Raw genomic sequence first — 13,970 nt, 5'->3', positions numbered from 1 at the left:
TTTTGGGCCTTGCAGATGCTTCGGGCCTCTTTCAGGGCGTTTCGGGTCTGCAGTCGGGAGCCGGTGATCCCGAAGGTCATCATGCATTTGCCCTCACCAGCGCCCCTCAGCGAAAGGAAACGCTCGAGCATGCCGATAAGCCGGGGGTGGCCGGCCAGCGCGAGCTGGGTCTCGGTCTCTAAGGCATTGCTGAGCCTGAGCATGGATAACTGGGTTCGGTTCTGCACCAGCAGGCGGCTGGCCGTGCGGGCGCTCTCCCAATCCGGAAAAAAGACCACATGAAAGCTCTCGTGTTCGGGCAGCGGAGTAACCCGCACCTTCACCTCGGTAATCAGCCCGATACGGCCTTCCGAACCCAGAATCATTTCCCGGATATCCGGACCGGCGCTGGAGGCCGGTATGGTGGGCAGGTTAAGGGTGCCTTTCAGGGTTTCGACCCGGCCCCCGGCAAAGAGTTGTTCAATGCGGCCATAGCGCAGGGATTGCTGGCCACTGGATCGGGAGGCCACCCAGCCGCCGACGGTGGAAAGCTCGAAAGACTGAGGGAAATGCCCCAGTGTGTAGCCATGGGCCCGGAGTTGGGACTCAACGAGTGGCCCGGGTGTTCCCGCACCAAACGTCGCGATCTGGCTGTCCGTGTCCAGGTCGATCAGGCGATTCATCCGGCTCATGTCCACAGTCAGTACTGGCTGGCCTTTATCCACCGGATTTATGTGCCCGGCCACACTGGTGCCGCCACCGTAGGGAATCAGGTGAATGTGTTGTTCCGCGGCCCAGGAGAGCAGGGTTTGAACCTCTTCGCTGGTGGTAGGGTAGGCCACGCCATCGGGGAACACACCAAACTCGCCGCTGCGCATGGCCAGCCAGTCCGCAAGACTCTGGCCGCGGGCATGGCGCACTCGCGCTTCCGGGCCTGTATCGATCAGTGATTCCAGATCTGCCGGCCGGGTAAGGCGGGTTTCCGGTACTTTGGCGCAAACGGAATCCAGGGTCGCGTCCGCCAGAGGCCGGCCACTACCGATGCGTGATGCCAGAAAGTCCTGGCCCTGTTCCGGCATTGCCAGATTGAATCCCTCGTCGCCCCAGCCGTTCCAGCGTCGCATGTGCTTTATTCTCCAGATTAAAAACGAATGTGGCGCATTCTATAGGCTCTGCGTCGTTCGCCGCTGTCGCTTGGCGCCATGGTTCCTGTCATTTGCCGCCAGTGGCTGGCTTTGGCAACCCGCTCAGGGTCGGAGCGATTCCGTCAGCCGGCTGTTGAGGTCCTGCCACCGTGAGAGTTTGCCCGCTTCGCCGATCCGGGTGCGCGCTCCGCCGGACTGGTTCAGCCAGAGGCCTTCACCGTTGAAGCTGTAAACGGGTTCAAGATCAGTACGTTGAGATGCAGGTTTAATGTCATTTATCAGGTTGTCCAGAATCAACGGATCGGCGTCTGGCTCCGGGTACCACGCCAGCACCATGTGGGCCTGGTTCAATTCCAGCGCTTTGACATACACGATTCGGAGCTGATCATCGGGCACGCCCATGGACTTGAGGGTCAGGTATTTGGCAATCGAGAAATCCTCACAGTCGCCTCCGTTGGTGGTCAGCAGTTCTACCGGGGTTGCCCAGTAGTCTTCCTCGCCCCAGTGGCGGATATCGCTGACAAACGTGACTCGATTGAAGAAGGAGTTCACAAGCCGGAGCTGTCGGTCGATGGGGGCGTTTGCGGCAAGAGCATGCAGGCGCTGCCAGTTTTCCAGACGCTGGTGGGCTTCGGTTCCGAATTCTTCCTGAACATAGTTCATCAGACGGGAGCCGAGCTCGAAGGCACTCACAAGAGAGACCACGAGCAATAACGCAGGCAGAAGCGTGGAACGGCGGCGTATCTGAAGGGCGGCCGTTTCCATAGCGCGCCTCAGTTATTGTTCCGTAGGCGTTCCCTGAGCTGCTCAAGGCGCCGGCGGATTTCCTCCCGGCGCTGCTCATCGCTGGTGGCGGAAGCGGGCGCTCTCGAGGGTGAGGGGGATGCAGCCTGCTGGACAGCGGGCGAAGGCTCTGCCTGCTGGTCGGCCGTGAAGGATATGCCGCTGCGGTCTTCGGATTCCGGGAAGTATAGGTTTTCGAGTTTGCCGGAACGTTCAATGATCACCCGGTTCGGATGTACCGAGCGCAGTGTGGCATTGCCGGGCAGTTCGTCACCCACGAGGTAGGCTTCGGTTTTACTTTTGTCATCTTCGATCAGCGCGCTGCCCGGGAAATCACCATCCGCGGCCAGTACGCCCCGAAGGAACAGTCGGAGGTTGGTTTCAGGGAGATTCTCGGTATCCATTTCTACCGGCTCGCTTTCGCCGGATGCAGCTCCGAACAGATCCAGGGAGGAAAGGTCCACGCTGGGTGGCTCACGACCGGCGGTCGGGTCGGAGACCAGTGGCTGCACGTTATCGTACTGTCCCTGCTGGCCTTCCATTTGCCAGAAACGGTAACCCTGCCAGGCTGTCAGGGCGACCATGGCCGCCCCTGCCACGAGCGCGAGAATCAGGGGAAACCGTTCATTGTTTAGGAGCATTGATCATCCTGAATGCAAGTTTGTGGGCCGGGAAAAAGCTCACAGGTTATCAGACTGCAACGTTTTATTGGGAGTATAGTGTATAGAGTTATTCAGCGGGTCCATATCCTGTGGTAGCCTTTCTGAATTAGTTGAATCGAAAAGGGTTTCACGAACGAGGACGACCTTGACCACAGACACTGAACTTCAGCCGCAGGATGCTCCGCTGGGCCGTCTTCCGTTTACTTTTGCCAAGCGCAACGGAGTAATCCTGACCCGTTCGGACGCCGGCGAGCCGGTTATTCTGGTGCGTCCCGGTGCGTCCCATTCTGCGCTGGCGGAAGCGAACCGTATCAGTGGCGGTCGTGCCCGTTTTGCCACCATCGATCCGGACCGGTTCGACCAGGCTCTGAATTCCGCCTATCAGAACGATTCTGCGGAAGCGATGCAGATGGTGGAAGGCATCGGCGATGACATGGACCTGGCCTCGCTCGCTGACTCCGTGCCGGAAACCGAGGATCTTCTGGAGCAGGAAGACGATGCTCCAATCATCCGTCTGATCAATGCCATTCTCACTGAAGCAGTGAAAACCAGCGCCTCGGACGTTCACATTGAAACCTATGAAAAGCGCCTTGTGGTTCGCTTCCGGGTGGATGGTGTGTTGCGTGAAGTGGTAGAGCCCAAGCGCGCACTGGCCCCGCTGCTGGTGTCCCGGATCAAGGTTATGGCGAAGCTGGATATCGCTGAGAAACGGGTGCCCCAGGATGGCCGTATTGCGCTGAGGGTCGCTGGTAGGGAAGTGGATATTCGTGTGTCGACCATGCCGTCTTCTAGCGGTGAACGCGTGGTTCTGCGTTTGCTCGACAAACAGGCAGGTGCCATACGGCTGGAATCCCTTGGCATGGCGGGGCAGGACCTGAAGGTTCTGCGCAAGCTGATTTACCGGCCTTATGGCATTTTGCTGGTCACTGGCCCGACGGGTTCCGGTAAGTCCACCACACTCTATGCTTCGCTCCAGGAAATCAACGATCGTAGCCGCAACATCCTGACTGTTGAGGACCCCATCGAGTATAACCTGCCGGGCATCGGCCAGACCCAGGTGAATACCAAGGTGGACATGACCTTTGCCCGGGGTCTTCGTGCCATTCTGCGTCAGGATCCCGACGTGGTTATGATCGGTGAGATTCGGGATCTGGAAACGGCAGAAATTGCCGTACAGGCGAGTCTGACGGGCCACCTGGTCCTCTCCACGTTGCACACCAATACCGCCGTTGGCGCGATTACCCGGCTTATGGATATGGGTATCGAGCCCTTCCTGATTTCATCAAGCCTGGTGGGCATTGTTGCCCAACGGCTGGTTCGGGTTCTGTGCAAGGAATGCCGGGAGCCGTATACACCTACAGAAGAGCACTGCGAGTTTCTGCAGCAGGATCCCGCCAACCCGCCCACCATTTACCGGGCAACCGGCTGTAGCCATTGCAACCAGCTCGGTTACCGTGGGCGTATTGGTATCTATGAGGTGGTGGAGATCTCCGAGGAAATCAGTTCTCTGATCCACAAACGTGCCGGGGAGCTGGACCTGGAAAAGGTGGCTCGCCAGCATGGCCCGAGTATTCACGCAGACGGCGTGCAGAAAATCCTGGATGGTGTGACCACGGTGGAAGAAGTACTCCGCGTTACGCACCGGGGTCAGTAAACCATGCCAGCATACGAATACAAGGCGCTCGATTCCCGAGGCAAGCAGAAACAAGGTGTCGTGGAAGCCGATGCGCCGAGAGCCGTTCGCCAGCAACTTCGGGAGCGAGGCCTCACGCCGCTGGCCGTCGAACCGGCCGCCGAGAAACAGGCCAGGAGCAATCCCCTGGGCAGCCGGGGTTCGCTGGCCGCGGCCGATCTTGCACTGGTTACACGCCAACTGGCAACCCTGATCCAGTCCGGCATTCCCATCGAGCAGGCGCTCTCGGCGGCCGCTCAGCAGTCACCGAAACCCAGAATACGCAGCATGCTGATCGCCATTCGCGCGAAAGTCATGGAAGGCTACACCCTGGCGGACAGCCTGGGTGAGTTTCCCCGGGCGTTCCCGAGGCTGTACCGGTCTACCGTTGCTGCGGGTGAGCACGCCGGCCATCTCGATCTGGTTCTGAACCGGCTGGCGGATTACACCGAAAACCGTCAGGAGGCTCGCCAGAAAATTCAGCTGGCGGCCATCTACCCCATCATTCTCAGTATCGTCGCCATTGCCATCGTCGTGTTCCTGCTGACCTACGTGGTGCCGGATATCATTGATGTGTTTCTGAAGCAGGGGCAGGAGCTGCCAACGCTGACTATGGCCATGCTTGCGGTGTCGGAATTTCTGGCGGATTACGGTGTCTATCTATTTATACTGCTGGTCGCCGCATTGATGGTGTTCCGCTTTTTCCTGACCAAGCCCGGGTTTAGACTGCGGTTTCACAAACGTCTGTTACATCTCCCCTTGTTTTCAGGGATGGTTCGTGGCGTTAACACTGCCCGATATGCCAGCACCCTCAGCATACTGACGACCAGTGGCGTGCCGCTGGTCGAGGCAATGCGCATTGCCGGTGAGGTGTTATCCAATGATTTTCTGCGGCAGGAACTGCGGGATGCAGCCAGAAAGGTCAGCGAAGGCGGCTCATTGCACCGTTCCCTCGATCAGACCGGGTATTTTCCGCCGATGATGCTGCACATGATCGCCAGCGGGGAGGCCAGTGGTGAGCTGGACAGCATGCTGGAACGAACCGCGCGCATGCAGGAAAACACCCTTCAATCAAAGATCGCTGCGATTGTGGGGCTGTTCGAGCCGATGATGCTGTTGGTGATGGGCGTGGTGGTGCTGATCATCGTGCTGGCCATCATGCTGCCGATTCTGAATATGAGTAATCTCGTGGGATGAAACCCGCGCCGGAGCGTCAGTTGACGAGCCCGGACCAAAGCAATCCATGCCAATAACGAGTGAGACAATGACGACCAAGAACCTCAATTCACGCAACCGTAACCGCGGCTTTACCCTGATTGAAATCATGGTGGTGATGGTGATCCTGGGCCTGCTGGTGGCCATCGTGGCTCCAAACATCATGGGTCGGAGTGACCAGGCCAAGGTCACCGTGGCGGAAACCCAGTTGAGCAACATTGCCAATGCGCTGGACCTTTATCGCCTGGACAACAGCCATTATCCCTCCACCCAGCAGGGTCTTGAGGCGCTGGTTTCCAAGCCAAGTGGCAGCCCGGAGCCCAAGAACTGGAATTCCGACGGTTACCTGAAGAGCGTGCCGGAGGATCCCTGGGGTTCTGAATACCAGTACGTAAGCCCGGGTACCGAAGGTCCCTACGATCTGTATTCCTATGGCTCTGACGGCCAGGAAGGTGGCGACGGCGACGCTGCGGATATCAGCGTCTGGGACACCGAGGGCTAAATCACTGTGCAGGTCAGATCCCGACAGACCGGTTTCACCCTGATTGAAATACTGGTGGTCCTGGTGGTTGTGGGTCTGCTGGCTTCGCTTGCCGTGTTTACCATGGGGGGAAGCTCCCAGCAGCGCGAACTGGAAAATGAGGTCCGGGAGCTGTACCTGCTTATGCAGACGGCCTCGGAGCAGGCGGTTCTGAATAACCTGGAGCTGGGCCTGAAGCTGGAGGAAGACGGCTACCAGTTCGTGGCTTACCAGGATCAGACTGGCGACTGGAAGGCCTCCGGTGAGCGTATGTTCCGGGCCCGGAGCCTGCCGGAATGGCTCACTGTCACCGAGTTCATCGAAAGCGACGCGCCCAGGCTGGCATCATCCGAAGCTACCCTGTTGCCGGACGTCGTTTTTTTCTCCAGTGGCGAGACAACGCCGTTCGAGCTTGAGTTCACTATCGGAAACGGGTCAGACACGATGCACGTTCTGGCCTCGGATGGGGTGTCGCCCATGGACTGGCGCAAACCGGGCGATGAGGGGAGCAGCGGGTGAGGACGCAGAAAGGGTTTACCCTGATCGAAGTACTCATTGCCCTGCTTGTGTTCGGCCTGATTGCAACGGCTGCGGCCGAAGTTGGAAGCCAGTACATTTCCAGTTACGAACGGGTTCGGGACAAAACCCTGGCGAGCTGGTTGGCAGATAACCGAATAAACGAAATTCGACTGCAGGAAAACATTCCGGGCATCTCCGAGAACTCCAAGGATACCGACTTCGGGCCGTATCGTTGGCGGGTGACCACCGCGATTCTTGCAACCGCCGAGGCGAAGATGCGTCGTGTGGAGGTTACGGTTGCCCGTTATCGCGAGGAAGGCGCGACGCCGGAGCCGATCCATACCCTGTCGGCTTTCGTGGGGGCACAATGAGGTTCCCGTCCGCACACAGCTGCCATCCGCAACAACGTGGTTTTACCCTGCTGGAGGTTTTGATCGCGGTTACCATCACCGCCGTTATCGGGCTTGGCGTTTGGCAGGTTATCAACGGAGTGGTCAATTCCCGCGATCGGGTGAACGAACTGGCGGAACAGTTCGACGGTTTGCAGCGGTCCATGCTCCTGCTTGAGCGGGATATCATGCAGGTGGTCAACCGGCCGGCCAGGGACATTTACGGGGATTTCCAGCCAGCGCTCTCCAGCCGTGCGGACGATTTTTCCCTGTTGCTGACCCGGCAGGGCTGGCGGAACCCCCTGGGTATTCGCCGCAGTGGCCTGCAACGTGTCGGCTGGGAATATACTGGCAGCGAACTGCGGCGCCGGTACTGGCCCATGGTGGATCAGGGCCAGGAAGATGACAGCCGCGACGTGCTGCTGCTGGAAGGCGTCAAGCGCCTGGAAATAAGGTTTCTGGATGCCAACCGGAGCTGGCAACCGCAATGGCCAACCGATGAGGTGATGGCCGGACTGACCCCGGGTAGCCGCCCGGATATTCCACTGCCGCTGGGCATGGAAGTGACTCTGGAACATGAACGGTTTGGAACGCTGGTGCGGACCTTTGCCTTACCGGATTTTGATCCGGCCGTTGCCCAGGGTGCGGTAAACCAGGCCAACCAGGCTGCCAGCGAAGCGGAAGAAGAAAGCACAGAAGAAGAGGCTACCGGAGAACAGACCGGAGAGAATACCGGTACAACGGGGCAGGGAGGCTAGGTAGCGATGGGCCAGACCCCGAGGTTATCGAATCGTCAGCGCGGCGTTGCTCTGATCATGGTGCTGCTGGCCATGACTCTGGTGGTCATGCTTGCTTCAGGGATGACCCAGCAGCAGAGCTTGCGAGTGTTCAAGGCGGGACATTATCTGGCTCAACAGCAGGGCCAGAGTATCGCACTTGGCGCCGAGGCGTTCGCCCGCCAGATCCTGCGCAGGGATTATGACGAGGACAAGGAAGAAAACCTGATGGTCGATAGCCTTGACGAGTTCTGGGCCGCCAATGCAGCCGTTCTGCCGCTGGATGACAATGGTGTGGCTGAGGTCCAGATTGACGACCTTGGAGGCCGGCTTAATCTGAACGACCTGGTCGGCGCCAATGGCCAGGTGGATCCCATCGTCAGAGATCGTTTCGTTCAGCTGTTTGCCGCACTGGGGATTACTGCAGTTTCCGTGGATTCGCTGGTGGACTGGATCGACCCCAACGACCAGACCGTCACGGCGTACGGCGCAGAGGATGGCCAGTATCTGATGGCTGAGCAGGGTTACCGGGCTGCCAACCAGCCGTTTACCACGGTGACTGAATTGCGCCTGATCGAAGGCATGACTGAAGAGATTTATCGGGCCCTGCGGCCCCACGTGGCGGCACTTCCTGTAAATGGTGCGGGGATCAACGTGAACACCGCGACGGCCATGGTGATCCGCTCTCTCCATGAAGAGCTGACGGACGCCCAGGCTGCGTCTATTCTTGAGAAGCGGGAAGAGGAACGGTTCGAGAACCTCCAGGACTTTCTGGCGTTACCAGAGTTCGCCGGGCTCGGGCTCAAGTCGGTTGGACTGGGGTTGCAGACCCGGTTTTTTGAAGTTGCCTCGCGGATTACCTACGATAACCGTGTCGTGAATATGGTCAGTACCGTGTTCCGGACTCCGGAAGGCGAAGTCCAGACGGTTAACAGGGATATCGGGCAGAAAAACCGAATCACCAAAGAGCCTTTCACAATTTCAGAAGGATAATCATGTCTTATCGCCTTTACGTCCGCCCAATACCGCCGTTTGCGGACGCTGACCAGGACCCCGGTGCCCAGATGTTCAACTGGGTCCTGCACGATGCCAGTGGCGATGCGCAGGCTCGCGGCGCAGGCGACAGTCGGGAAACCATCGAGCATACCCTCGGCCAGAATGCACTGGATAATGTTCTGTTGATCGGCCTTATCCCCGGCGAAGAAGCGATTTATTGTCTGGCTGATATTCCCGCGAAGCAAAGCCGCTTTATCAATCAGGCGTTGCCCTACGCTGTCGAGGAGCAGATTGCCCAGGACATTGATTCTGTTCATCTGGCGCTGGGCGCCCATACCGATCACGGCTACCGCGTAGCGGCCATTGATCGCGAACGGATGGGGCAGTGGGTGAATCTGTTCAGCGGCTGGGAGCATGTTCGCCTGGAAGCGATTTTTCCGGATGCCTCATTGTTGCCGCGCACCGAAGGCGGCTGGTCGGTCTGCCTGGATGGCGAAACGGCAATGATGGTGAGCGAACGCGGTGAGTGGCTGAGTATGCAGTCTGCGAACCTGGGAATGTTTGCTCACACGCTGGCTGCACCGTCTGCGGAGGAAGTGGTGGCTGAAATTCCGGTCACGCTTTACGGCACCGCTGAAGAATTTGATCTCCAGCAATCGGCCATCTCGGAGTTGAACGGTTCTGGTCGGCTTGCGGTTCGCAAGGAAGTTCTTGAACTCATGCCTCTGGAACTGCTGGCCTACGCCCATCACCATCATCTGTGCGAACCGGTAAACCTGTGCCAGGGCATGTTCTCGTCCAAATCGGGCAAGGCGAGTCCGCTCAAACCATGGAAACCCCTCATCGCAGTTGCCGCCGTCTGGTTCGTGGTTCAGGTGGCGTTGAATGCCGGAATGGGATTCTACTATCAGAATCAGGCAGAAAAACTGCGAAACGAGGCCATGGCAATCTATCGCGATGCGTTTCCGAATGACCGGCGTACCCATGCCGGCAACGTCCGGCGCGTGATCGAAGGCCAGTTGCGGGTTGCCGGCGCAAGTGGGCCGGAAGTGGACTTTATTACCCTGATGAAATACACCGGACAACAGTATTCCCGTTTGCCGGGCAGCCAGGGAGTGAATTTCAATTCAGTGAATTACAGCCGCTCACGGGGTGAGCTGGTCGTAGACGTGAGAGCCGATAGTTATGACCGTTTGAGCGCTCTGCGCAACGGCCTCGCGAACCAGGGGCTGGAGGCGCAGATTGGTTCGGTGGTGAACGAAGCGAGCGGCGCCCGCGGCCGCCTGACGGTCTCAGGAGGTTAAGGTATGCTTTCCCGAATCAAGGATCAGCCGGCGGTCGGCAAACTCATTGCTCAGTATGACCAGTTGCCCCGTCGCGACCAGCAGGCTTTGGTGGTGCTGGCCATCGCTGTGTTTCTTGGCCTTCTGTATTTTGCCGTTTGGCGACCGGCGGCCGGGTTCTACGACCAGGCGGAAGCTGCCAGAGACAATGCCGGCGAATTGCTGGCCTGGATGCAGGCAAACCAGCGGACAATTCAGCGTCTTGGCAATACAGGCGGTGCCAGCACCACGGCGTCGGCAGACAAACCTGCGGATGGCCGTGCCCTGATGGCGCTGGTGACCCGTTCCGCCGGGGAGGCGGGTCTGTCACTTCAGCGCTTTGAGCCCAGCGGTGAAGACGCCATCCGAGTCTGGCTTGAGAATGTGCCTTTTGCAGAGGTTGCCGCTTGGTTAGAGCGATTGAATGGCAACCATGGTGTCGTCATTGACCAGGCGGCCATGGACAGGGCCAGTGAGCCAGGGCGGGTTTCCGTTCGTCTCACACTGGCCATCTGATTCTGAAAACCAGATTCCGGGCCTTTTGTCCGGAACTGACGCAGGAGAGGGAAGCGATGAGTAACGGCAGCGACAACAAGAACAAATCCGAGCCAGCCATTGTTCGCCTGGACGAAACGGCGCGGAACGAAGCCAGATCCATTCTGTTTCACGCCTACCGGAACGAACCGACGTTCCAGTACCTGTTTGATCACCGGCGCCCCGGCTACGATCAGAGGGTGAGGGCGACCATAAGGGAGCTGATAGACCTTTATTTTGAGCTCGAACAGGATGCCATTGGCGTGATGGTTGACGACACGCTTGTGGCCGTTGCGTTCATCGGGGATCCCGAATTAAGGATGAACCTGGCTGATCAGATCAGCTGGCGGATTCGTATGGTGCTGACGACGGGGTTTGCCTCTACACGTCGGTATCTGGACTACCACGAGAAAATTCGCGACATGTTGCCACAACCATTGGCGCATCAGTTGCCCATGATGGGGGTTAATCCCAAATACCAGAATCGCGGCTACGGCCGTTTGCTGCTGAAAACCGTTGAAAAACTCTGTGCCGAGAACCCGCGTGGCAGCGGGTTGGTGCTCGATACGGGTAACAACCGTTATCTGCCGTTTTACGAATCCGAGGGCTTCCGGAGCCTTGGCAAGATTCAGCTCGGCGATTTCGAAGATCACGTGTTGTTCAGGGAAGTGCATCCGGAAACCAAAACGGCCACCTCCGGCCAAACCTGATTTTAAAATGTGTAACGGGAGAAGCTGTGTCTGACCAGCAGGATTTTGATCTGATCGTTATCGGAGCCGGCTCCGGCGGCGTTCGCCTCGCGCGGATGTCTGCCCAGCGGGGCGCCAGGGTGGCCGTGGTTGAATCCAGGTATCTTGGCGGAACCTGCGTAAACGTTGGCTGCGTGCCCAAGAAACTGTTTGTGTACGGCGCTCACGTTCACGATGAGCTGGAAGATGCAGCCGGCTACGGTTGGCAGGTTCCACTCGACGATGTCAGTTTCGACTGGCCGAAGCTGGTTGCCAACAAGAATGCCGAGATCGAGCGTCTGAATGGCATTTATGGTCGGTTGCTGGAAAACGCCGGTGTGACCATCATCGAAGGAACGGCGTCCTTGTCAGACGCCAATACCGTGGTGGTCGGGGATACCTCCTATCGGGCCAAACACATCACGATAGCCACCGGCAGCTGGCCGGTGATTCCGGATGTGCCCGGCAAGGAATGCATTCTTACGTCCAACGAGATGTTCTACCTGCCGCAGCTGCCGAAGCAGGCCGTGGTCTGGGGCGGTGGCTACATCGCTGTAGAGTTTGCCGGCATCCTGGCCGGGTTGGGTGTTGATACAACCTTGCTGTATCGCGGTGATCTGTTCCTGCGCGGGTTTGATGGCGACATCCGACGGTTTACCGAACAGGAAATGCGGAAAAAAGGCGTAAACCTGCAGTTCGGGGTGACCATCGAATCGGTTGAGGCCGAAAATGCCCATTACCGGGTTCAACTTAACAATGGCGAAACCCTGGAGACTGGCCTGGTGATGGCGGCAACCGGCCGTCGTGCCCTGGTTGACGGTCTTGGTCTGACTGATCTTGGCGTTCAGCTCAGCGCCTCGGGGCATGTTGTCGTGGATGATCACTTCCAGACTGCCGTGCCCTCAATTACTGCGCTGGGTGATGTGATTGGAACTCCTCAGCTTACGCCGGTTGCCCTGGCACAGGGCATGGTGCTATCCAGACGTTTATTCGGCGATGGCAAAGGCGAAATGGACTATTCGGCGATTCCAACGGCCGTATTCTGCCAGCCAAACATCGGAACGGTTGGGCTGACCGAGGAAGAGGCCCGGGAAGCGGGGCATCGACTGCGGATCTACCGTTCGGAGTTCCGCCCGATGAAATACACCCTCAGTGGTCGTGACGAACGGAGCTTGATGAAGCTGGTGGTAGACGACGAGACTGATCGAGTATTGGGTGCCCACATGGTGGGTCCGGACGCTGGTGAGATTACCCAGGGGCTGGCGGTTGCCATCAAGGCTGGTGCGACCAAGGCCCAGTTTGATTCTACCCTGGGCATTCATCCGACATCTGCCGAAGAGTTTGTCACCATGCGCGAACCGGTGGCGTGATTTAGTGCCGGCGTCCGGTTCTGGGCGCCGGAACCTTTCTAGAGCTTGATCCAGCGGCTGAGCACTTCGCGGAGCATTTCCTTGCGAACAGGCTTGGCCAGATAGTCGTTCATGCCACAATCGAGACAACTCTTTTCCGTGCCGGGCAGAACGTCTGCCGTTAGTGCAATGATCGGTGTCCCAATCTGCGCGTTGCTCTGCTCCCATTCCCGGATATAGCGGGTGGCCTCGTATCCGTCCATCACGGGCATCTGACAGTCCATCAATATGATGTCGTAGCCTGTGTGGTTAGTGGTCACCCTGTCCAGTGCTTCCTTGCCGTTGTTGGCGGAATCGGTATGGAAACCCAATCGCTTGAGCATAGCCGTGGCAACGCGCTGGTTTACCGGGTTATCTTCCACCACCAGGGCGTGGCTGGTGCCATTAATCGTTTCCCTTGGCGGTGTCCCGGTCGGCTCGGGATCGATGGGTCGATCCGCCAACTCGAAGGGCAGCTCAAACCGGAACGAGGAACCCTTACCCAGATCCGTTTCCACCTGAATGTGCCCGCCCATGAGTTCAACCAGCCGCTGGACCAGGGACAGGCCAAGCCCGGTGCCCCCGTATAGCCGGCTGTTTCCGCCGTCGACCTGTTCGAAGGAGTTGAAAATGTCGTGAAGGCGCTCGGTCGGAATGCCGGACCCGGAGTCGCTGACCGAGCAATTCAGAATGATGCAGTTGTCTTCCAGGGCGAAAAAGCCCGCCTGGATATTGATAAAGCCATCGCCGGTAAACTTGATGGCGTTGTCAGCCAGCCCCGCCAGAATTTGCCGCAGACGTGCGGGGTCACCGATGACAACGGGGTTGTCCGGCCAGTCGCCAAAGAACTTGAGGTTGAGGGCTAGGCCCTGTTGCTCGGCGAGGTGTCGGTAGGTGGCGGTGCAGTTGGAAATCAGTTCCCGAAGGTTAAACTCCTGGCTGTCGAGCTTCAGGGTGCCGCTGTCCATCTTCGAGTAATCGAGGATGTCCCCGATGACGGTCAACAGATCCTCGGTGGACTGGCGGGCAGTGTTGAGGTATTCGCGCTGGCGTTGGGTAAGCGGTTCTTCCTGGATCAGATCGACCATCCCAAGCACCCCGTTCAGGGGCGTACGCAACTCATGGCTCATGGTTGCCAGAAATTCGGATTTTGCCTGATTTGCCATCTCGGCCTTTTCCCGGGCACCTTCGGAGGCGGCGAGGGTCTGGTCCCGTGCTGTTTTCAGGCCGGCCAGGTGATGAGCCAGCTGGTTGAGTTGCTCTTCAATGGCAACGATCTCCTTCGAACTCTGGTGAGTATTCAGGGGACGTTCCTGGTAGTCACCATCGGTGAGTTGACCGA

The 13,970-nt window shown here is 58.4% G+C and carries 14 protein-coding genes and 1 pseudogene; 11 read left to right on the top strand and 4 right to left on the bottom strand.

The genetic code is table 11. The annotated features are described in order from the left end of the window. The 3 genes and pseudogenes from B2W52_RS05580 to B2W52_RS05570 form a co-directional block, all read right to left on the bottom strand. A pseudogene (locus B2W52_RS05580) lies at window positions 1-1,103 on the bottom strand (FAD-binding oxidoreductase); the annotation flags it as partial. A 123-nt stretch (window positions 1,104-1,226) separates the two neighbouring features. After that, window positions 1,227-1,889, bottom strand: a complete 663-nt coding sequence (locus tag B2W52_RS05575) for a transglutaminase-like cysteine peptidase (RefSeq protein ID WP_008171198.1) — start codon at window positions 1,887-1,889, stop codon at window positions 1,227-1,229. Window positions 1,890-1,897: 8 nt separating this feature from the next. After that, window positions 1,898-2,548: a type II secretion system protein N gene (locus B2W52_RS05570; protein ID WP_104271025.1), complete on the bottom strand. Its 651-nt coding sequence runs from the start codon at window positions 2,546-2,548 to the stop codon at window positions 1,898-1,900. A 166-nt stretch (window positions 2,549-2,714) separates the two neighbouring features. Here B2W52_RS05570 and gspE point away from each other — a divergent pair, with 166 nt between their 5' ends. From gspE to gorA, 11 genes are all read left to right on the top strand, one after another. After that, complete coding sequence (gene gspE, locus B2W52_RS05565; RefSeq protein ID WP_053115298.1) at window positions 2,715-4,223, top strand: type II secretion system ATPase GspE; 1,509 nt, start codon at window positions 2,715-2,717, stop codon at window positions 4,221-4,223. A gap of 3 nt (window positions 4,224-4,226) precedes the next feature. Beyond that, a complete protein-coding gene (gene gspF / locus B2W52_RS05560) occupies window positions 4,227-5,438 on the top strand; it encodes a type II secretion system inner membrane protein GspF (RefSeq protein WP_008171191.1) in 1,212 nt (403 codons plus the stop codon). Between the two features lie 67 nt (window positions 5,439-5,505). Beyond that, window positions 5,506-5,958 carry a type II secretion system major pseudopilin GspG gene (gspG, locus tag B2W52_RS05555; protein ID WP_008171190.1) on the top strand — a complete coding sequence of 151 codons (453 nt, stop codon included), beginning with the start codon at window positions 5,506-5,508 and terminating at the stop codon, window positions 5,956-5,958. A gap of 6 nt (window positions 5,959-5,964) precedes the next feature. Next, on the top strand, window positions 5,965-6,495 hold the full coding sequence (gene gspH, locus B2W52_RS05550; protein ID WP_053115299.1) for a type II secretion system minor pseudopilin GspH: 531 nt from the start codon (window positions 5,965-5,967) through the stop codon (window positions 6,493-6,495). Continuing rightward, the gene (gene gspI / locus B2W52_RS05545) at window positions 6,492-6,866 is read left to right on the top strand and encodes a type II secretion system minor pseudopilin GspI (RefSeq protein WP_008171187.1); all 375 of its coding nucleotides are present in this window, start codon (window positions 6,492-6,494) and stop codon (window positions 6,864-6,866) included. The genes gspH and gspI overlap by 4 nt, the downstream gene beginning before the upstream one ends. Then, window positions 6,863-7,642: a type II secretion system minor pseudopilin GspJ gene (gspJ, locus tag B2W52_RS05540; protein ID WP_273069381.1), complete on the top strand. Its 780-nt coding sequence runs from the start codon at window positions 6,863-6,865 to the stop codon at window positions 7,640-7,642. The genes gspI and gspJ overlap by 4 nt, the downstream gene beginning before the upstream one ends. A 6-nt stretch (window positions 7,643-7,648) precedes the next feature. After that, a complete protein-coding gene (gene gspK, locus B2W52_RS05535) occupies window positions 7,649-8,653 on the top strand; it encodes a type II secretion system minor pseudopilin GspK (RefSeq protein ID WP_273069382.1) in 1,005 nt (334 codons plus the stop codon). Between the two features lie 2 nt (window positions 8,654-8,655). Then, window positions 8,656-9,960: a type II secretion system protein GspL gene (gspL, locus tag B2W52_RS05530; protein ID WP_008171184.1), complete on the top strand. Its 1,305-nt coding sequence runs from the start codon at window positions 8,656-8,658 to the stop codon at window positions 9,958-9,960. Window positions 9,961-9,963: 3 nt separating this feature from the next. Continuing rightward, window positions 9,964-10,494, top strand: coding sequence for a type II secretion system protein M (locus B2W52_RS05525; protein WP_273018434.1), 531 nt, complete (start codon window positions 9,964-9,966; stop codon window positions 10,492-10,494). Between the two features lie 56 nt (window positions 10,495-10,550). Next, window positions 10,551-11,222 (top strand): GNAT family N-acetyltransferase, encoded by a 672-nt coding sequence (locus B2W52_RS05520; protein WP_008171182.1) that lies wholly within the window; start codon window positions 10,551-10,553, stop codon window positions 11,220-11,222. 26 nt (window positions 11,223-11,248) lie between these two features. Next, entirely contained in the window at window positions 11,249-12,610 is a 1,362-nt protein-coding gene (gene gorA, locus B2W52_RS05515; RefSeq protein WP_008171181.1) for a glutathione-disulfide reductase, read from the top strand. Between the two features lie 38 nt (window positions 12,611-12,648). On the opposite strand, the gene B2W52_RS05510 is transcribed toward gorA, so the two are convergent. Next, a partial coding sequence (locus B2W52_RS05510) for an ATP-binding protein (protein WP_286801800.1) occupies window positions 12,649-13,970 on the bottom strand: 1,322 nt, incomplete at its 5' end.

Origin of the sequence: Marinobacter sp. UBA2498 (assembly GCF_002341575.1) — a bacterium.
GTDB lineage: Bacteria > Pseudomonadota > Gammaproteobacteria > Pseudomonadales > Oleiphilaceae > Marinobacter > Marinobacter manganoxydans.
The sequence above is the reverse complement of the archived record's forward strand: the minus strand, read 5'-3'. Positions and strand labels throughout refer to the sequence as shown.